18 protein-coding genes are annotated in these 20,482 nt (G+C 35.3%); 7 read left to right on the top strand and 11 right to left on the bottom strand.

The features are described from left to right. Positions 1 to 98 precede the first annotated feature (98 nt). The 6 genes from IW22_RS23575 to IW22_RS06300 form a co-directional block, all read right to left on the bottom strand. The gene (locus tag IW22_RS23575) at positions 99 to 770 is read right to left on the bottom strand and encodes an HNH endonuclease (RefSeq protein ID WP_051891128.1); all 672 of its coding nucleotides are present in this window, start codon (positions 768 to 770) and stop codon (positions 99 to 101) included. Next, complete coding sequence (locus IW22_RS06280) at positions 748 to 2,178, bottom strand: AAA family ATPase (protein ID WP_034725079.1); 1,431 nt, start codon at positions 2,176 to 2,178, stop codon at positions 748 to 750. Before IW22_RS06280 ends, IW22_RS23575 begins: the two co-directional genes overlap by 23 nt. Positions 2,179 to 2,482: 304 nt before the next feature. After that, a complete protein-coding gene (locus IW22_RS06285) occupies positions 2,483 to 3,946 on the bottom strand; it encodes a S41 family peptidase (RefSeq protein WP_034725080.1) in 1,464 nt (487 codons plus the stop codon). 221 nt (positions 3,947 to 4,167) lie between these two features. After that, positions 4,168 to 4,737 (bottom strand): hypothetical protein, encoded by a 570-nt coding sequence (locus IW22_RS06290; RefSeq protein WP_034725082.1) that lies wholly within the window; start codon positions 4,735 to 4,737, stop codon positions 4,168 to 4,170. Positions 4,738 to 5,479: 742 nt separating this feature from the next. Further along, positions 5,480 to 6,211: a YggS family pyridoxal phosphate-dependent enzyme gene (locus tag IW22_RS06295; protein WP_034725083.1), complete on the bottom strand. Its 732-nt coding sequence runs from the start codon at positions 6,209 to 6,211 to the stop codon at positions 5,480 to 5,482. Next, a complete protein-coding gene (locus IW22_RS06300) occupies positions 6,208 to 6,927 on the bottom strand; it encodes an AAA family ATPase (RefSeq protein WP_034725085.1) in 720 nt (239 codons plus the stop codon). The genes IW22_RS06295 and IW22_RS06300 overlap by 4 nt, the downstream gene beginning before the upstream one ends. Positions 6,928 to 8,349: 1,422 nt before the next feature. On the opposite strand from IW22_RS06300, the gene IW22_RS06305 reads away from it, so the two are divergent. Next, positions 8,350 to 8,685 carry a DMT family transporter gene (locus tag IW22_RS06305; RefSeq protein WP_034725086.1) on the top strand — a complete coding sequence of 112 codons (336 nt, stop codon included), beginning with the start codon at positions 8,350 to 8,352 and terminating at the stop codon, positions 8,683 to 8,685. Between the two features lie 378 nt (positions 8,686 to 9,063). On the opposite strand, the gene IW22_RS06310 is transcribed toward IW22_RS06305, so the two are convergent. Then, positions 9,064 to 10,035: a DUF6268 family outer membrane beta-barrel protein gene (locus IW22_RS06310; RefSeq protein WP_034725088.1), complete on the bottom strand. Its 972-nt coding sequence runs from the start codon at positions 10,033 to 10,035 to the stop codon at positions 9,064 to 9,066. Positions 10,036 to 10,039: 4 nt separating this feature from the next. Then, positions 10,040 to 10,468, bottom strand: coding sequence for a hypothetical protein (locus tag IW22_RS06315; RefSeq protein WP_034725635.1), 429 nt, complete (start codon positions 10,466 to 10,468; stop codon positions 10,040 to 10,042). 198 nt (positions 10,469 to 10,666) lie between these two features. Between IW22_RS06315 and IW22_RS06320 the strand changes: the two genes are divergently transcribed. Beyond that, complete coding sequence (locus tag IW22_RS06320; protein ID WP_034725091.1) at positions 10,667 to 11,740, top strand: sensor histidine kinase; 1,074 nt, start codon at positions 10,667 to 10,669, stop codon at positions 11,738 to 11,740. Next, on the top strand, positions 11,737 to 12,462 hold the full coding sequence (locus IW22_RS06325) for a LytR/AlgR family response regulator transcription factor (protein WP_034725093.1): 726 nt from the start codon (positions 11,737 to 11,739) through the stop codon (positions 12,460 to 12,462). Before IW22_RS06320 ends, IW22_RS06325 begins: the two co-directional genes overlap by 4 nt. A 2-nt stretch (positions 12,463 to 12,464) precedes the next feature. On the opposite strand, the gene IW22_RS06330 is transcribed toward IW22_RS06325, so the two are convergent. Together IW22_RS06330 and IW22_RS06335 are read right to left on the bottom strand one after the other, a co-directional pair. Next, positions 12,465 to 13,091: a class I SAM-dependent methyltransferase gene (locus IW22_RS06330; protein WP_034725094.1), complete on the bottom strand. Its 627-nt coding sequence runs from the start codon at positions 13,089 to 13,091 to the stop codon at positions 12,465 to 12,467. 175 nt (positions 13,092 to 13,266) lie between these two features. After that, complete coding sequence (locus tag IW22_RS06335) at positions 13,267 to 14,001, bottom strand: DNA-formamidopyrimidine glycosylase family protein (protein WP_034725095.1); 735 nt, start codon at positions 13,999 to 14,001, stop codon at positions 13,267 to 13,269. 70 nt (positions 14,002 to 14,071) lie between these two features. On the opposite strand from IW22_RS06335, the gene IW22_RS06340 reads away from it, so the two are divergent. Continuing rightward, complete coding sequence (locus IW22_RS06340; RefSeq protein ID WP_034725636.1) at positions 14,072 to 15,427, top strand: deoxyguanosinetriphosphate triphosphohydrolase; 1,356 nt, start codon at positions 14,072 to 14,074, stop codon at positions 15,425 to 15,427. 727 nt (positions 15,428 to 16,154) lie between these two features. On the opposite strand, the gene IW22_RS06345 is transcribed toward IW22_RS06340, so the two are convergent. After that, the gene (locus IW22_RS06345) at positions 16,155 to 16,535 is read right to left on the bottom strand and encodes a Fur family transcriptional regulator (protein ID WP_034725096.1); all 381 of its coding nucleotides are present in this window, start codon (positions 16,533 to 16,535) and stop codon (positions 16,155 to 16,157) included. A 126-nt stretch (positions 16,536 to 16,661) separates the two neighbouring features. Between IW22_RS06345 and IW22_RS06350 the strand changes: the two genes are divergently transcribed. The 3 genes from IW22_RS06350 to IW22_RS06360 all read left to right on the top strand — a co-directional run bounded on the left by IW22_RS06350 (position 16,662) and on the right by IW22_RS06360 (position 20,477). After that, entirely contained in the window at positions 16,662 to 17,363 is a 702-nt protein-coding gene (locus tag IW22_RS06350; protein ID WP_034725097.1) for an ABC transporter ATP-binding protein, read from the top strand. A gap of 242 nt (positions 17,364 to 17,605) precedes the next feature. Next, on the top strand, positions 17,606 to 19,039 hold the full coding sequence (locus tag IW22_RS06355; RefSeq protein ID WP_034725099.1) for a DUF3526 domain-containing protein: 1,434 nt from the start codon (positions 17,606 to 17,608) through the stop codon (positions 19,037 to 19,039). Beyond that, positions 19,029 to 20,477, top strand: coding sequence for an ABC transporter permease (locus IW22_RS06360; RefSeq protein ID WP_034725100.1), 1,449 nt, complete (start codon positions 19,029 to 19,031; stop codon positions 20,475 to 20,477). The genes IW22_RS06355 and IW22_RS06360 overlap by 11 nt, the downstream gene beginning before the upstream one ends. Positions 20,478 to 20,482: the final 5 nt, after the last annotated feature.

The raw sequence follows: 20,482 nt of genomic DNA on the forward strand, positions 1-20,482 counted from the left end.
ATTTATTTTTTAAATTTAGATAAAATTATATTAAAATAAATAATCTGACTCTTGGAAAGCAGATTATTTGATTAATGTAGAAATGATATTAGGTGTTGTTATTTTTTTATATATTTTTTTAATAATGCTTCTTCCAATAATTTATCATATTTTTTAAGAGTTGTCACTTCGTTAACAATCAATAAACCACTTCTTTTTTCTGTTTTATGTACACTATCAAGCTCGAATAAATTAATGTAATTCCTTCCCTTTCTAGAATATGGTTTTGATTTAATAAGTATTTGACCATTTTTTGTTACAAAACTAATATGTCTTTCAATGTTATCAAAATAAGGATGAACAATGTTGAAAGTACATTTTGAATATAATGTATTTAATTTACTTATAGTATTTTGTTCTTTTTTTAAATCATAATTGCAATGATGGCAAGCTAAAGCTAAGTTTGTAGGCTCAAACATAAATTGAGGATATGATTTATGACCTTTTGGAGCAATATGTTCTCTCTCTAAAGGACCACAATGGTTTTTATGAAGACCACAATAGATACAGTAATGTCCCTGTATTGTTTCTAATTTAGTTTTAATTTTAGTAATGACATAATCACGGTCCTTTCTCATTACTTTACTTGTAGCTTTTATCTTACCTTCAAATTCACCCCCAGTTAGTGGAAAAAGGCCATTGATTATTTTTTGTTCTTTCTTAAAATATTTAAATTGCTTTCCTTGAAGACTTTGAAAAAAGAAAGGCTTATCCTTTTTTGCTTTTAACATAAATTTTTGCTTCTTTTATTATTTCATGTAATGGATCTCCTGTTGTAAAATCAAACTCTTCTATTTTATCGATGTATTCATTGATTCTATTATAATCTTTAGATCTGTTTGAGATTAAAGATAGCAGCGTCTTTAAATCATATTCGAAAAAATGATTTCGAGTAGTTGCAACACCAAAAACTTCATAAAGTATTGCTTCAGGTGACCAACCAAATGGTGTATATTCTTTCAGTTCAACTGAAAATTTGTTGTGGGTACTATTTAAAACTAATAATGAACTAAAACTTTCTTTTAAATCAGATAAAATAAAGTGAGAATGCGTTGCTATTAATACATGGCAACCAGTATAACCACTCAAAAATTTTTTTAATAATTCTATATATTTTAATTGCCATGAAGGATGTAAACTAATTTCCGGTTCATCAATAAAGATTATTGAATTTGATTTTAATTCAGGTATAGCTCTTATAAAAGTCATTAATAATCCTATTTCTCCTGTACTTGAATCTTGAATATCAAATTGGTTGTCACCTTTTTGTAGAAAGATTGAATCATAGGTTAATAAATTTAACCTTCTTAATAAAGAAATAAATCTAAACTCACTAAGAAATTTTTGATTTGAATTATCGGAATCTTTTAAATTAATTTGAAAGTAGAAAGCAGGTTTCTGACTTTTATTTTCTTCAAAAATATTTTTGTTTTGCTTTAGAAATTGTACAAAATTCGCTATAAATTCTTTATCATTTGAGTATTTCTCTAAAATCTTTGATTGTTGTCTGTAAAAACCTTTATTTGAAATATCCTTAAGGTATAATTGTAATGATTCGGAGGTTGTTGAGTTACTTAAAAATTCTGAATATCTATGACTTGGATTATAGGTTTTTCTTAAGCTTATTCTAATAATTGGTTCTATTTTTAAAAAATTGAATAATTGTTTGGCTTTTTTTACAAAATGAATATCATCTAAATTTTCATTAAATACATCCATTAAATCATTAATAATAGCTCTCTTGTGGCTATTTATCCCCTGATTTCTAACTCCTATATATGAGTATTGAGTATCTGATTTAACATTATGTGGGAATTTATCAAAAATGCTATTAGAAATAGAAATAAGATTAAGATTATCAATATTTTCAGGTAAAGTCGTTTCAGAACTCAAAAGATAATTAATCTTATTATTATATAAGTATTCTATTTTAAATTTTTCTTGAATATTTTTGATCCTTGGATTCAGTTTCTGTCTGAAAATATTTAAAATATTGACTAGGAATCTACTTTTACCCGAAGCATTATTTCCAATTATAACTGTAAAAAAATTATTTTCTATATTAATAATTGTTTCCTTGCTAACTGGAAAAAAGTATTCTCCAATTTTTGCACTAATTATTCTAAATCCTTTTGGCATGATAAGTTATTAAAAATTTTCCTCAGTGAATTATTATATATTTGTTTATGACACAAAGCCATGGTATTGTACTAATTCATAAAATATTTTGCTAAAAATAAATAAAATATCCAATAAAAACCAATAGTTAATTCAATCTATGATGATATAAGTAGGTGTTTTAAAATTGAATTTAATTTTTATTTTAAAGTATCCCACCAACATGACAATAAAACATCAAATTTCCTTACGGAAAACCATAATCACAAACTAAAAACCCTTCTCAAAAAGAAAAGGGTTCATTATTTTGTACAGGAAAATATTTCTAGTTCCCGTTCAGTACACCATTTACATAATCCGTCCACTCATACACCGGAATGCTTCTGTCCAGATAAAAATCAGGCTGTAATCCTTTTGCATCAATCGTAAAATCGGGAATACGCATACTTCTTGAAAGCGAATAGCCTAATTCAAATTCCTTACACGGCGAAGGAACATAATACATATTGGAAACGTCTAAAACACCATAAGTAGTGGTTCCGAATAGCTTCACTTTCTTACTTTGTTTGGCGGCAAGCAAAAACTGTTCGTCGGTACTTCCATTTCGCTGATTAATGATAATTCCTACATTCTTGGGATAAGGATAAATGGTATCGAACTTAGTAATACTCACTATACCTTCATTGAGATTGACAAATTTACCCTGCTGTTTTTCTAAGGTGTTAAATGCAGATTGAGCCCATTTTTTATTCTCCTCACTGAATCCGTATTCCGGCTTATTGATAAAGTCCAGCATTCTTTGGTTGTTCAGTTGGGTAGAAAGATATTCTACACCTACGGTTCTGATTGGGTTGGTGTAAATCAAAGGCAGAATATTGCTGTAACTGGCATCACTTCCTCCGGTTCCGTTTCTGATGTCAATGATCAGGTTTTCAGTGGAGGTGATTTTATCTTTGTTGGCTGCAATGACACTGTCAATCTTTTGTTTTTGAGAAGCCTGGAAAGATGGAATTCTTAAATACAGCGTTTTTTCATTTAATTTTTCTACATAAGGTTGATTAGCGCCTATCGATTTAAAGTACTGCGTATATTTTGGATCATCTTCAATCTTAGGATACACTCTGGAAAGGCTGAAATCTCCGATCTGTAAATGATTCTTTCCGGTTAATGTAATCTCTTTAGATTCCGCCGCAGAACGGTCACGCATATAAAAAACAGAGCTTGCTGGTTTGCCTTCCGAAATGTTAAGCTTCATTTTTACCTGGCCTTTGGTCCAGTTTTCCGCTCCTGATTCTATGATAAATCCTACATACTGATTTCCTACTTTTTTAATTCCAATGGTGTACGGGTCGGTTACCCAGATTCCTTCGTAATCAGAGGTTTTCTTTTTATCCAGGTACTTCTTGAAATCCTGAGTGTCTACCGGTAAGGTTTCCCATTTGACAGCCGGGCTTTCCTGTTTTATAGTATTAGCGGTCTTTGGTGTTTCCTTGTTGATAGGTCTTATTGCAATATGTCCGGAACGGAAAAAAGATAACCATTCGTAAAGAACAGGTCCGCATTCTGTAAAGGTTTTAACCGATTTTACTTTCTCAGATATGGTTTTATTATGGGCTTCGTAAGCCTGATTTCCTTTTTGCTTTAATGCATATTCAAAACCCGCATCGTTGGCTTCGAAAGTTTTTTTAACCCACTCATAATTTTTTGTGCAATCGCAAGTCTGGGCGTAAACTGATGTTGTAGTGAGTGTAAATAAAGACGAAATGAATACGGCTTTTAAGTTTTTCATGGATTTAATTTATAATAAAAACATCCGGTTGGTTTGAAATATTACATTCTTTTGCTTTCTCGTAATGAGCATTTAAGTCAATGTAATAAGCAATCCCGATAAGATGGTGTTAAAAATAAATAAATATCCCGTGAAAAGCAATTTTTAAATCATTGGTCAATGAAATCAATACTTTTTAATGAAAATGTTTAATAAAAGAACTGAAATGTAAGTTTCTGCATTCATACACTTTTTCTCCATTGAATTTCGACATATTTTGTACAATCGTTTTTCATATCATCAAAGCCATCAAGTAAAATTGCTGAGCCTCCATTTTTTACAACGTCTTTTACTGTGTCATAGATCTCTTTGGCTCCTTGCGGGCCTTGTCCACGTAGGTCGAATACAATGTTTTTGGTCTTTGAAAGAGTAGCGTATAAAGAGAGTATTTTTCTTAGGGTTCTATCAAGTGTATTGACTTTTGTCTTTTCATTGATCGATGCCGTCTCATAAACTTGTGTTGTATATGGACAATCTGAATGAGCATTCTTTTTTAAGTATTTCCCAACAGTCACCGGATTAAAAAAACTTTTGACTGCAGATTCAGAAAAATGTTCTACGAATGTCATGTCTTGATGGATAACGACATTTTCATGTGATACTCTTCCACAAAAAATGTCACTAAGAAACATTGCTGTTTCGTAGAAGTGGGGTCCACTGAATAGATTCAAAACAACAATGTCTCCAACGTTCAAGCCGAATGGAGGTATACAAAATGTATCAGTTTCTATTCCCTTATTTTCGAGCAGCATTCTTTTTATTATTTCAAATATTTTGCTAAAATTAATAAAATTGCATTCCAAAGCAGTCCCCAATTCAACTGTGTTGAAAAGAAAGATGGAAAAACTGTAATGGGAGAATAAACCTGGGTTTTATTTTCAACCCTTCCGCTTAATTTTTGTAGAGATATAGAAAATAATAAAAATCGTAGCAATCGTTAGGCACGTAGCTAAAAATGTGCTTTTTATGGTTTCACTTTCGTTGTTGGTTGAAGAGCCGGAGCAGTCGATCAAAAGAAATACAACAGCTAAAATACAAGATGATATTCCGAAAGATTTCCGGAGGGAATTAAACATATTTTGTTTCATGATGACGGTATTTGTGTTTCCGTAAATCTATAAATAAAATACATATAAATGATTAAAAATGAAGACATTAACATTTTTAACGTAAATTTTTAACGAGTGAAGGACAATTTGCTGTTTTTAGAATAACAGACCGTTTTTTTTGAAAAAAATATAAAAGCCAGATAAAAGGAGATGATGTTCTGATGATAGAATTTAAACACAAATTTGTTGCACAAATATCACAATCTTATATTCAAAATCAATACATTTCACTCTAAAACTCTAAAACTCTAAAACTCTAAAACTCTAAAACTCTAAAACTCTAAAACTCTAAAACTCTAAAACTCTAAAACTCTAAAACTCTAAAACTCTAAAACTCTAAAACTCTAAAACTCTAAAACTCTAAAACTCTAAAACTCTAAAACTCTCAGACCCCCTCGTTCCAATAAAAACGATCCGGATACACCCTGGCTCCAAACACCGCCGTTCCTACGCGAACAATAGTAGAACCTTCTTCAATCGCGGTTTCCAGATCACCACTCATTCCCATGGAGAGTTCCTTCATTTCCACGTTAGGGATATTCTGGCTGATGATCTCCTGCTGCAGGTTTTTCAGGATTTTAAAACAGGGTCTTATCTGCTCTGTTTCGGCGCTGAAAAGGCCGATCGTCATGAGTCCTTTAATCTTTAATGTATGGAGTTCAGCAACTTTTCTGGTCAGTTCCAAAGCTTCATCAGGATGTACGCCAAATTTACTTTCTTCAGCAGACGTATTTACCTGGATCAGAACATCAATTGTTTTGCCTTCCGATAAAAGCCTTTGATGAAGTTTTTCCGCAAGATCCAGACGGTCCAGAGACTGTACACAAACCACATCATATTTTAAAATATCCTTGATTTTATTGGTCTGTAAGTGTCCGATAAAATGATTTTCATGCGATGTACTTTTCAGATCTTCATATTTTTCTTTTAGCTCCTGAACTTTATTTTCAGCGATTAAGGTCTGCCCATGCTCTAAAGCCGTTTTAATATGCTCTGCAGAAACCGTTTTGGTAGCAAGCAATAATCTGACTTCATCAGGATTTCTGCCTGCTTTTTCACAGGCTTTCTTTATCCGGTCATTGATGATTTCAAGGTTGTGGAGGATGTCTTCTTTCATGGCTGTGTGATTTCCTGGGATTCCAGTTTTTTGATCAGTGCTGATTTTACAGAAGTCAAGGCATGATCTTTCGCTTCGGCAAAAGAAATACTGTATCTACGGTCTATATTTCTCAGATCTTCCGGGAATTTAGACAATAGATTATCATAAAAGGTATCCAGAAACTCAGCAGATGGCATCTCGTAGTTAATCTTCAGCTGGAAACGTCTCAATAGGGCAGTGTCTATGATCTCTGCGTGATTGGTAGCACAGAGCAATAAAGCATTTTCAGGATAATAATCGATCAGCTGGATCAGTGTATTCACAAGTCTTCTCATTTCACCTACATCCTTATCGTCGCTTCCACGCGCTTTTCCGATCTGATCCAGTTCGTCCAGAAAAAGAACAGATCTTTCTCTCGCCGCTTTATCAAAGATCATTTTTATATTCTGGGAAGTTTCCCCGATGCGCGAAGAAACGATATTGCTGAGATTTAAGATCAGGATATTCTTACCTAAAGCATTCGCAACAGCTTTTGCGGTCATCGTTTTCCCACAGCCGGATTTTCCCTGCAGGAGGATCTTATTATTCACAGGAAGTCCGTATTCCTGCAGTTCTTTGACATAGTTATGCTCCTTAGTAAGCTGCACCAACTGGTCCCGGTTATTGCTGCTGAGAAATACGTCGTTAAGGGTTACTTCCTCTTTATCCTGAATGATGAGATTGTACAGATTCATGCTAAAACTAAAAAATGATTCTTATCTGTGCAAAGATAAAGTTTTATCGAATGATTTTCAGGGACCTGAAACAGAATAAGCGGGTAGGCCAGTGAAGGGAAAAAACAGATAAAAATAACACCCAAAGAATATTGAATAATATGGCTTTCATTGAATATTAAGGTTGATATCCCGGCCTAGGAAGCTGTAGCGTTAAAAAAATAAATATTGTGAACGTTAAAAAAATTCTTCTGTTCGAAGCGCGAAACTATTTTCGAGTCGAATAACCTATAATGAATTCGCGCAAGTTTAGAATTTTTAGAGAACAACATTTATTTTTAGCGAAGGATTCCAGCCTTGAATTTTTGGTTCATTTTGTTTCAAGACAAAAGAACAGGATGAAAAATATAAGCAGAAGTAATTTTGCATTTGTTTCAATAGTATTAACAAGAAAAGCCGAACAATCTGTTCGGCTTGACTATTTGGATATATAAAATTTGCTATGAAATTCAGTTAAGGGATTATGTTTTTGGGCCCTTTTACTCCAATGAGTAAAAGAGCAGAATCTGACTATTCAGATTAAAAACATAAACAATACAATTAATATAGATGTTCTATAAGCTAGAACTTAGTTTCTTTGCTCTCTTTTTACTGTCATGAAGTAAGAAGTGAACACTACTAAACACGTTGCGATTCCAATGTAAGTTACCATTTTTGTTTTATTTAATTATTTGACTTTATTTTATCAATTTTCTAATTGCAATATTACAACTTTCAAATCACGTGCCAAAGCAAATAATTATGATGTATATCAGTGTGTTATGTGTTTTAAAACTTAATTTACAGTGAATGTTTGTTTACAAAAAATTAATATGTTTTTATGAAATTATTAATATATTTATTGTCTTATCTGTAAAAAAATAAAAAGTTGACAATAGTTTGAACACTTCTATATTGGACTTGATAAAACAAAAAATAAGAAATGCGATGCATAATATTCACTTTTAACTCTGTTTTTGAACGTCAGATTTTGGCAAGTGGAAGAAATATTATGTTAAGTAAACTTATTATTTGTGAGTCTATTTTATCGTTAAATTTTTAAAAGCTGTCAGATTTTGTGACATCAATTGGAAACATTTGTCACATCTATATGAAATACTGACACGCTGAAATCCTTACTGTCAGACTTTTTTATGACAGATTATTTTATTTCCTGTAAATGCTTTATAATAAATATATTAAATAAATATCACCAGTTGGTGTATTGATGTGGCTCTTTTTAACCTCCTGATTTTCATATTAAAATGCTCAGGAAAGGATTGGGAAATAAAGAGAATAGGATGACTGTTTTGAATGTAGGAATTTGATACTCCATGAGATTTTAGCAGACATTTTCCTGTGAAAAGAGACCGCTTTTCCTTATTTTTGTAGAAAACGAGCCGTATGGGACGCAGTTATATCTTTCTTGCTTTAGCGATCATATTCGAGATTATCGCCACTACTTTTCTGAAAAAATCTGAAGAATTTTCAAAACTATGGCCTTCTGTAGTAACGGTCGTGGGATATGCTGCTGCCTTTTACTTTCTGAGCATTACACTGCGCCACATCCCCGTAGGAATCACGTATGCGATATGGTCGGGTGTGGGAATTGTCTTTATCACGATGATTGGCATCATTGCTTTTAAACAGGTTCCGGATCTGCCAGCCATTATAGGAATTGCACTGATCGTTATTGGGGTAATTGTTATTAATGTGTTTTCAAAGATGGGGACGCATTGAGGCTGATGATTTAAAGATTTAAGAATTTAATGATTAAAACATTAAAACATTAAAACATTAAAACATTAAAACATTAAAACATTAAAACATTAAAACATTAAAACATTAAAAGAACCTTGTTAAAATTCAATGGTGGGCTTCAGCCCACTTCCCAAACAACAAATAGCATGCACCGGTTTCAGCCCAAACATCTCAAAATTCAATAGGAGTGGGCTTCAGCCCACTCACCCAGAGATGATCAGCATCAATCGGCTTTAGCCAAAATCTAAAAACCATCTATAAAAATATTCTTTCATTTAATATTTTTCATACAAAAACCTTCAAAAATCCCGGTTTTGTTTTTTCCAAAGCTCTTTAAAGGTTTCCAGAAATTTGAAATCATTTTGCTCTAGGCTTTCCAAAAGGATTATAAGATATTCCGACATTGAAATAGAATGAGGGTTTGTAACTGGCTTCGAAAATGTAGTCTTTAAAAGATTCCTCCTTATCAAAAACTCTCGCCCGCGGCACCGCTCTGATTCCCGTTTTTAAAGTTCCCATAAAATTACTGCCTAAATTGTGTTCATAAATAGCTCCGGAATTGATCTCCAGCTGACGGAATTCATACGTCCTGTCATTCTTATACATATAAAAGGAAGTATTATCCATCTCTGTTCCCATGGAAATTCTGCCGTTGGCAAAAACATCTTTTCTTACCAATACCTTTTTAGGAAGAAGAATATCCAGCATCCAGCCGTTATTGAACCTGTTTTCATACGTAAAGATAGGAAGGATAGGAACCTGTGCACTCGGATCAATGAAACCGGCAATTCCAATGAGCATTTTTGTTTTTGGAGTAGCCTTTAAAACAACAGAAGCCGTCACCATTCCTCTGATTCTTTCAAAATGCTGATCACTTCCGTCCACAGAAGCGGAGGCTGAATAGATCGCCACTTTATGGAACAGCTTTGAAAAATAACTGAAATTCACCGCTTCGGAATGATAATGAAAGTCATTCTTTTTGTCTGCTGCAGCAATAATCGGCTCTTCGGTATTGAAGGCGGTGTAGCGATAATTTAAAGAGGTGCTGAGAAGCCAGGTTTTCTTTTTCACCAGATAAATATTGGCACTGGTATTCAGTTGTTGAAAGCTTTTCACTTTGTTGTCAGGCAGGTCTTTCCCGTCAAGCTTTGATGAAAACTGAAAAGGAGCTGTTTGGGTAAACTCAATATTCAGATCCCGGTTCTGGGGAAATTTATCTGCAAAATAGGCTCTTACTTTTAGCGGAATACTGTCTCTTTTTTGAGCATAGGCAATATTCTTTAACGGGAACATCGCAAGGGGAACAAGAACTATTCTCAGTGTTTTCATGGTTTTATTTTAAGGATTGAATGGCAGATTGAAAAAAATTGAAGACGAATATTTTATCATAAAAAATGTCTAAACTGTTTTCGGTGATAAAATCGGTATGACGGATGGTGTCAGGAATCGGATCTTCTTCTACAAAGACAAACCAGAGCTCTTTGAGATGATTCCGTCTTTTAAACTCTTCAAAAGCATTCCAGTCGAAAGGAGCGAAATGTTTAAGGTCAAAAAATAAAATTCCTTTTTTAACCCCATTTTCTTCAACAATATTAATAGGATGTTGGATGTAACTTAAAATCCTGATCTCCGAATGATAGCATTCCACAAAATGATGCAGGTCGATCAGCTGTATTACTTTCTCCTCTTGCTGGGATTCTGTCATATAAAAGCATTCTAAGGTTATTTCTTCTGTAAGTTCCTGAAAAACGGCTAATTCCATAAGCATAAAAAAATTGAACAGGACAAAGGAAAAGAGAATTAAGCCGCGGAAATTTGTTTTTATACCAAACGGGTTCTAATTTATACGAAATCCACCTCTTTTAAAATTCGTATAAAAAAAAGCAGGGTTGGTATAATATTATAGATATTCTTTACGTTATTCTCTATTTTTGTTTTGTATTAAAACAGACAGAATATTATGAACGGTACACCAAAATTTAGGGAAACGCTTGTCATGGACTTTTTGGTAGAAGACCGGTTCAGGTTCCGCAGGCATGTGCTGTTCCTTATTTTCTTTTTCCTGATGATGTACAGTGCAAGGTTCTGGCACTGGTATTCCGGGATCTATCAGTATTATGTTCTGTTTTTTGTCTATTGTGTACTCATTGGAATGGTGTACATTAATATATATGTTCTCGTACCCAGGTTTTTCTTTAAAACAAAATATGTAACGTATCTGGCTCTGCTGATTATGATGGGAGTTGCCGGGCTGAATATGATTGGCTATAGTTTTAAGTTTTTCTTTGAAGATTTCAGAGTGGAAAATATCAAAAAGGAAGGGGATAGAGGAAGTATTTATGAAGGTATCCTGATGTGTGTTCCTATTATTTTGACTACAACAACGGTGAAGCTGCTGCAGAAATGGATCAGTGATACCAAAAGAATCACGGAGCTTAAAAATCTCACGTTGCAGATGGAGTTGAATGAGCTTCGGAATCAAATTAATCCACATTTTCTGTTTAATATGCTGAATAATGTGAAAGCACTCACCAGAACAGATCCGGAAAAAGCATCTGTGGTTATTGTCAAACTCTCAGAATTCTTAAGATATCAATTGTATGAGAACGGGGAGGAGAAAACATTGCTTGTTTCAGAGATAGATTTTCTGTCTAATTTTTTGAACCTGGAAAAAATAAGAAGGGATAATTTTCAGTTTAATATCAATGCAGATACGGGTGACAGAACGGTAAAAAGTACTTTTATTCCCCCGAATTTATTCACGACCTTTGTTGAAAATGCTGTGAAGCACAGTGTAGATATCAGCAGTAAAGAATCGTATGTGAAAATAGAAATACGGGTTGAAAATAAAACCCTTTACTTTACCTGCACGAACTCCATGAACCCGGGACTGACGGTATCTAATGCCAATTATGGCGGACTGGGGCTGGCCAATATCAAAAGAAGACTTGAACTCCTGTATGGAAACGCATTCGAACTGGATATTATTTCCGGAGAAAAAGAATATACCGTCAATTTAAAAACGCCTGTATGAATTGTATAATCGTAGATGATGAACCTCTGGCAAGAGCAGAAATGCGTTCCCTGATCAATGAAACGTCAAAGACTGAAATTCTTGGCGAGTTTTCCAATGCACCTTCCGCGCTTGATTTCCTTAAAACCAATGACGTAGATCTTATCTTCCTGGATATTGAAATGCCGATGGTTACAGGGCTGGAATTCGCAGAAATGCTGCCTGAGCAAAGCCTGATTATTTTTACAACAGCGTATTCGCAGTACGCAGTGAAAAGTTATGACCTGGAAGCGGTAGATTATCTTCTGAAACCCATCGATCCTCAAAGACTGGATAAAGCCATAAAAAAAGCCGTTCAGTATACAGAATTGCTGTCTAAAAATACCGTGAAAAATACGGTGGAGTCCAATACTTCTGAATTTTTATTTATTAAGGCAGACCGCAGATTTTATAAAGTCAACATTTCAGATGTAAAATTTATTGAAGCTTTAAAAGACTATGTGGTTATTCATACCCGCCAGCAGAAGCTTATTACAGCCATGAACTTAAAAACTATTCACCAGAAAATTCCGGTGGAATTGTTTCTGCGTGTAAGTAAATCCTACGTGGTCAATATGGATTTCATCGATTCATTTGACAATCATAATATCTATATAGACGAATCAGAAATTCCTCTGGGTGAAGTATACAGATCTGACTTTTTTACAAAATATGCCGGCGGGTTCCTTAATCCTGAAGCGTAAGCTTAGCGTTTTCTCCCTGTAAAACGGATCACCGAACCGGTTCCATTATGAAAAACTCCTTCATTGAGTTCAATTTCTTTTTCTTCCAGTTCAATACTGTCATAATTGGAAAAATCAGCCTTGATTTCTTCAATGGAGAATAAAGATCCAATATCTTTTGGTCCGCCCACTTTTTCGTTTTTCAGAACATAGTCCAGATGGCTTTTACTGAAAGCTTCAAAAATAATCAGGCCTCCTTTACGAAGGTATTGATCCAGTGCTTTATGAATTGTGGATTTGATATCCGCCGGAAAATGCGCATAGATAAGTGCAATTGCATCAAACTGTTCACCGTGATAATTCAGATTCTGGAGTTCTCCAACCTGATAATCAATGCTCACATTACGATTTTCAGCAAGCTGTAACGCTTTAGTTTTACCTTCACTGCTGATGTCAAAAGCGGAGACTTTCCATCCTTTTGTAGCCGCAAAAACGGCATTTCGTCCCTCGCCTTCAGCAGGAAACAGGATAAAGCCTGGTTCCAGTTTTTCCAGCTGTTCTTTTAAATAAGTATTAGGTTCAGTTCCGTAAGCGAATTCTTCGCTGCTGTATCGGTCATTCCATCGGTCTAGCCATGTGTTGTCGGTCATTGTTTTAGAATTTAAGTTTTAAGGTTATTGTTGTTCATTGATGATCAATGAATCAGAATGTTTAGAATTTCCCCAAATATAGGACGTTTCAAGCCTTTTCCGTGAATGGAAAAAGCATTCTTCAAAATAGATTTTGTAAATAAGGATTCTGAATGAATTGGAGATAAAAGAGAGTTTAATACAATTTCTGATCATTCTCACAGTAAAAACTCCGTCTTTTCCCAAGTCCGGTCTGCTTTTTTACGAGTTTCTGACCGCATATCGGGCAAATAGTTTTGGTATGAGCGAGCCAGTGCTGTTTTAAAGTAAATTCCCGTTTCCATTTAAGAAAGTCAAAACTATAATGCCTGGCTTCAGCAATCAGTTCCTTTAATTTTTTAGGAGGCAGGTTTCCCAATAAACTTTCAGGCTGAACACCGATTCTGAACAGCACTTCATTCTTAATGATATTTCCAACTCCGGAAAAAATATCCTGATTCATCAACGCGTCACAGACCATCATCTCAGGTTTGGATTTCAGTTTCTTTTCTGCCTTTTCAGGATTCCAGGCATCGCTCATAATATCGGCTTCCCAGTCAATCGTGGATAAATACTCAAGATCTACGGCTTTTACGGAACAGGTATAGAAATAGAGACTGCCGGTTTTGAAATGAAGGGATAGCCGCAGACTGGTATCCGGTTTCGTCTGCTCATCCACACTGTATGATCCGAACATCAGTAAATGAATCCGGACCGCCATGGTATCAAAAACAAGATAGGTCTGTTTTCCGAAAGTACGGATTTCCTTTAGCGTTTGGCCGGTAAGTGGTTCTTTATCAAATTGAGCATTACCCGAAGCTTCTGTCACAGTGTTTCCGACAAAAGGCAGCAGGCTTTCTTTCATTAAAAGTATGGATGGACCTTCAGGCATAGCTTTGCTTTTCAAGAAAAGTTCAAATACTATTCCGTAAAAATAAAATTTGGAGTAATTTTGAAAAATGATGAATTTAAACCAGATTTTCACGAATCAGCGTACAGGAAACAACCCGCATACCAAAGCTTCAAGAACTGATTTTCAGAGAGATTTCGACAGAATTATCTTCTCTTCAGCATTCAGAAGGCTGCAAAATAAGACCCAGGTTTTTCCTCTTCCCGGAAGTGTTTTTGTACACAACAGGCTGACGCACTCGCTGGAAGTCTCGTCAGTAGGCCGTAGTTTGGGAAGTATTATCGGAGAATTTATCTTTGATGCCTATAAAAATGAGCTTACCGAGGACTCAAAAAACTTTTATCTTCATAATTTAGGAAACGTGATTGCCGCTGCCTGTTTGTGTCATGATGTAGGAAACCCTGCATTTGGACATTCAGGAGAAGATGCTATTGCGAGCTATTTTGAAAGAAATGAAAAAGATCTGAAGCAGAAGTTTAATGAAAAGGAATGGGCAGATCTGGTGAATTTTGAAGGAAATGCCAATGCAATAAGAGTTCTGGCGCAGCGCCAGCAGGGAAAAGATGAAGGTGGAATTCAGCTGACTTTTTCTACACTCGCCAGTATTGCAAAATATCCGTGTGAAGCTGTTGCCAAGAAAAAAGGAATTATTCACAGAAAGAAATTCGGGTTTTTCCAGAATGAGAAAGATATTTTCCTTGAAATCGCCAAAGCAACGAATTTAATTGTAGAAAACGAAGAACCGTATATATTCAAAAGACATCCTTTCGTATGGTTGGTAGAAGCGGCGGATGATATCTGCTACAACATTATTGATATGGAAGATGCCCACAGGCTGGGAATTGTATCCACTTCAGACTGCGAAAACCTGTTTTTTGAACTGATAAAATCCGAAAGCAGCGATATGGACAAAGTAAAAAATAAACTGGCCTCCATTTCCAATGAAAACGAGAAGATCTCTTATCTGCGTGCTAAAGCCATCAATGCTTTAATCAACAAATCGCTTGAGATTTATAAACATAATTTTGAAACTATTCTCAAGGGAAATCTGGATAACGGACTTCTTGATATCTATAAATCTGAAAACCGAGCGTTGCAGGACATCGAAGCATTCTCTATTGAAAAGATCTACAATCACAAAGCGGTGGTAGAAATTGAAAATGCAGGATATAATGTAATGTACGAGCTTCTTGATCACTTCATTCCTTCCATTCTGAAACCTGAAGATGAAAGAAAATCTTATGATAAAAAAGCGCTGAAACTTCTTCCGAGACAGTTCGTTTATGAAGAGGGCACAGATTATCAGAAAGTGCTTGGTGTCATCGATTTTGTTTCAGGGATGACTGATAATTTCGCCACCGATCTTTACAGAAAAATTAAAGGAATTGATATTGGAATGACGGTGTAACTTTCGATTTTTTTAAACCACAAATACCACTAATATTTTCACAAATGCCACTATTGAGTCCAATACATTAGTGTTATTCGTGAAAATATTAGTGCAATTCGTGTTTTCATAAACGCAAAGTTTTACTATAACATCGGATAGTTTAAGAAATACAAAGAAAAAAATCAATCTTCGATTGATTCAATAAAGCGTTTGCATAAAACGTACGCTTAATCAATGAAGAAGTCATAATCCTTTGCTCCCTTTGAAGTCAAAAGTCTTTTAGATAAAGCTTTGCGTGAAATAAATTGTAAAAATTTTAAATGCTTTTTTTAACCACAAAAACCACGAATATTTTCACAAATGCCACTATTGAGTCCAATACATTAGTGTTATTCGTGAAAATATTAGTGCAATTTGTGTTTTCATAAACGCAAAGTTTTACTATAACATCGGATAGTTTAAGAAATACAAAGAGAAAAATCAATCTTCGATTGATTCGATGAAGCACCTGCATAAAACGTACGCTTAGTCAATGGCGAAGCCATAATCCTTTGCACACCTTAAATTCAACAGGATTTTAGATAAAGCTTTGCGTGAAATAAATTGTAAAGATTTAAATGTTTTTTTAACCACAAAAACCACTAATATTTTCACAAATGTCACTATTGAGTCCAATACATTAGTGTTATTCGTGAAAATATTAGTGTAATTCGTGTTTTAATAATTCAAAGTAAAATATTGATGATTACTGGCAGTTCGGACAGATTCCAGATACCGTCAGATTAATCTTATGAACCTTATAGCTTACTGGTAATTTAATTTTTGGCTCCACATCTTCTACACACGTCACTGTTTTGCACTGCTCACAGCTGAAATGTAGGTGATCATGATGATGAATTTCCGTTGTACAGGTATGACATTCCGCGTACTTGATGGTACCGTCAATATCCACCACTTTATGGATGATGCCTTCATCCATTAATCTTTCTAATACTCTGTAGGTTGTTACACGGTCGCAGAGTCCATCCAATAGACCCTGCAATTCTGCATGGGACAAAGCGACTCCGGATTCGTGGATGAGCCTTGTGATTTCTTTTCTTGCTATTGTATTTCTCGACTGTTTCATGATTTCTGAATAAATTTCAATATAATTAATGCCATATTGTTGCAGTAACAAATATAATCTTTATTTTTGAAACATTATTGCATTAAAGATAACGATAGAGCATTTAAATCAAACACAATATAGATTATGATCAGGATTGAAAATACAAGGAAATCATATAATGGAAAGGAAGCGGTAAAAGGACTTTCTTTATCCGTAGCAGAAGGAGAAATCTATGGTTTATTAGGTCCGAATGGTGCCGGAAAATCTACCACTTTAAATATGTTATTGGGTTTCTTAAAACCCGATTCCGGGACTACACTTCTTAATGATATTGATACCAGTACACATGCCAAAGAAGCAAGGGAAATCATTGGATACATCCCTGAAAATGTCAATCTCTATCCTTACTTAACGGGAATTGAAAATCTGTATTATTTCTGCAAACTCGCTGGGAAAAATTACAGTACGGAAGAGCTTTCCGGTATTCTTACTTCATGCGGACTGCAAAGGGATTCGCACAACAAAAAAACAGGAGCCTATTCCAAAGGGATGAGGCAGAAAGTAGGTATTGCTATAGCTTACGCGAAAAAAGCCAAGGTGTATTTACTGGACGAACCAGCTAGTGGTCTGGATCCGCTGGCCAGCAATGAACTTTCAGCTTTGCTTAAAAAACTGGCTGAGGAAGGAGCTGCGATCCTCATGGCTTCTCATGATATTTTCCGGGTAAGAGAAACGTGCAGCCGTATCGGAATTCTTAAAAGTGGGGTGTTGGTAAAAGAAATGAAAACTTCAGGAGTCACCGCTAATGAACTGGAGGAAATATACATGGATTATATGCAGAGATAATTGATCCTTATTAGCAATACTTATCTCTGATTCACCCACAAATCCAACATTTAAAATGCAAAGGAAAAATTTTGCCAATATTTTATTGCAACAATAGTGCGTTATTGAAATTAATTATTACTTTTGCTACAATGTTGCAATAGTAGTGTAATGAGAATAAATGAATTTTTATTGCCTATGAAACTGTTTCAGAAGTTTCATATCACAGATTATCCAAAGGTGAAACAGTCAAATATGAATGCATGACGGATTTAAAGATAACATTTTTAGTAGCTAAACATGAGTTTAGGGTATTTCAGGAAAATGGACTGAAAATATTTGTATTGTTTTATATTCTGATTTTGCTAGGAGTTTGGGGAAGCAATTATACACAGCTTCGTACCACTTCCATCAAAAATAAGGAAGCTAAGGAACTTGTAGACAGAGAATGGAAAGATCAGGACCGCGGCAATCACAGTGCGGCACATTGGGGTACTTTCCTTTTTAAACCTGTAAGTTATTTGTCCCTTCTGGAATCGGGGACCGCTGTTTATTCTGAAAATTATTATAGAGTTGAGGCGCACAAACGCCCACAGATACATTCTAACAGACTGCCGGATCTGGAGGCCTTTATGAGAAGACCGGATCTTAATACTGCGTTTTTTTTTCAGTGGCTGATGCCGTTATTTGTTATTGGTTTGGGATTTACGAGCATCTCCTCCGAACGTGAGAAAGGTTTTTTGAAACTTCTGTCTGTGCAGGGCGCTACGTTCGGACATCTGGCTACTGGAAAATTCATGGCCCTTTATCTGGCAGTTCTGTTATTTACGGTTCCTCCGTTTGCTGTTATTATGGCAGGCTTGGTTTTTGAAAACGAACCTTTCAGTCATCTGATAAGAGCACTTTGCTGGTTCGGTTTATATGCGGTTTATTTCTTTCTGATCTCCGGCGTTGTTCTGTTGATCTCCGCATTCAGCCGTTCTTCATGGTCTTCATTGATGACCAGTATTACGCTTTGGATCCTTTGTGTTCTGCTTATTCCAAAATTCAGCAGTTCGGCAGCTGACGGTCAATATCCGCTTCCATCTTACCACGAATTTGAGCATAATGTCAAAACAGGATTTGATAAAGGACTTGGCCATGACGGATCTTATACCGAAAGATCTGAAGCTCATCTGAAAAAACATCTAAAAGAATTTAAGGTAAATAATATCAGTCAGTTACCGGAAAAAATCCGTTTTGCCCTTGATTTGATACAGGCTGAAGCTTATGAAAGTAAAGTGAACAGGTTTTATTCCAAAAAGGTGGAAGATCAGTTTGAGCAGCAGCAAAAATTGATGGATAATATGGGACTGATCAATCCGTTTATTGCGGTGCGTCAATTATCTATGGGCTTTGCCGGAACAGATGTCTACCATCACATTGATTTTTTCAATAAAGCTGAACATTACCGAAATGATATGATGGACAGGCTGAACAGAAGGGAGCTGCAGCTTGCCATTTCTGATAAAAATCAAATAAATAACAGGGATTTCTACAGCAGTCTTCCGGATTTTCAATATGAATATCCGTCTGTCGGGTCTGTGATCTCACATCATATGACGGCGGTTTGGTCCTTGCTGTTTTGGACCTTAGTATTGATCGTTTCCTTCGGACTCATTATTAAACTAAATTATTTTGTAAACTATGAAGGATAAGATCATGTTGCTGTTATACGAGTGGAAACACATTGCCCGACAGTCTGCTGTATGGATACTGTTCTTTTTCTTCTTTGTCATTGCTGGTTATGCGATTTATTCAGGGAATGTTTTGACCAAAAACAAATTGTCAGCCATTGAAGAAGCGAAAAAAGAGTCTGTCAAAGATTTTCATAATACACTTCAGGCTTTTACAGATACAGCCAGCAGCGAGAAAAAGCAGCAGGCAGAAAATGCTGGAAATCCTTATGTTATTGATTACAGATATCCGCGCATCGCCTTTGACCAACCTTACCCGCTGACGGGTTTAGCTTCGGGAATAAAAGATATTACTCCGGTTACTGAAAAGGTGAATTATTACACAGATTATGCTGCTGTTGACCGGGAAATGATTAATCCTTCCATCCTTTTTGAAGGACGTCTGGATCTTTTGTATGTCAATCTGTATTTAATTCCGCTTCTGATCATTGTTTTGGTGTACAATGTCATCTCTTCCGAAAAAGAGAAAGGAATCAGCAATCTTTTGATTGTTCAGGGTGGAAGCTTAAAAAAGGTATTATTCGGGAAACTTCTGACCCGTTTGATCATTGTTTTTTTAGCTGCTTTCATGGTAAATGTTTTAGGGATGTTGCTTTCTCCGTCTGGGTTTCCATCGGTTAAGGATGCTTTTCTCTGGATCTTTTTACTGTTTTCCTATTGTGTACTTTGGATATCCTTATGTTTTGTGATTATTGCTTTGGATGGAAACAGTGTGTTCAATCTGTTCACCTGTATTGCACTCTGGGTTTTCCTGATGTTTTTGCTGCCTCTTGCCATTAATAAAACCGCGCAAATGCAACATCCTTCCGATCTGAAACTTCTTGATCTTGAAGAAAAAGACAGGCAGATCAGTGATGAAGTCTGGGCTATGAAACCTAAGATGGTCGTCGATAGCTTTTACAAAAACTTTCCGAGATATGCTCCGGCTTATATTCCTTCGGATACTGTTGACAATCAAAATGATGCCTTTTTCGCAGGCTATTATTATATCAAGCAAAACCGTATGAAAGCAGTCATTGATTCTTTATGGGAAGGAGATCAAAAGGCCAATCAGACGGCATACAGATTAATCCGATATAACCCTGTTCAAAGCACGGAACATCTTTTTACCCTTTTAGCCAGAACAAGCCGGGCAGATTATCAGGGATATAAACTGGATGTCAAAGACTTCCAACACGAATGGCAAACTTATTTCTACGACAGGGTTTTCTCCATGAAAGACGGAACACGGACCATAGTTAAGTTCACCCCTGAAGAACTTAAGAAGCTGCCCACTTTTACAATAAAACATCACAACGTAAGCATATCAGAATTCATATCTGGAACACTGTTTTTATGGATGATAAGTCTGGCTTGCTGTATCGGAGGATTGGTACTGATCAGAAAATTTAAACAATAAATATT

The organism is Chryseobacterium sp. JM1 (assembly GCF_000737715.1).
In the GTDB taxonomy this organism is placed as follows: Bacteria; Bacteroidota; Bacteroidia; order Flavobacteriales; family Weeksellaceae; genus Chryseobacterium.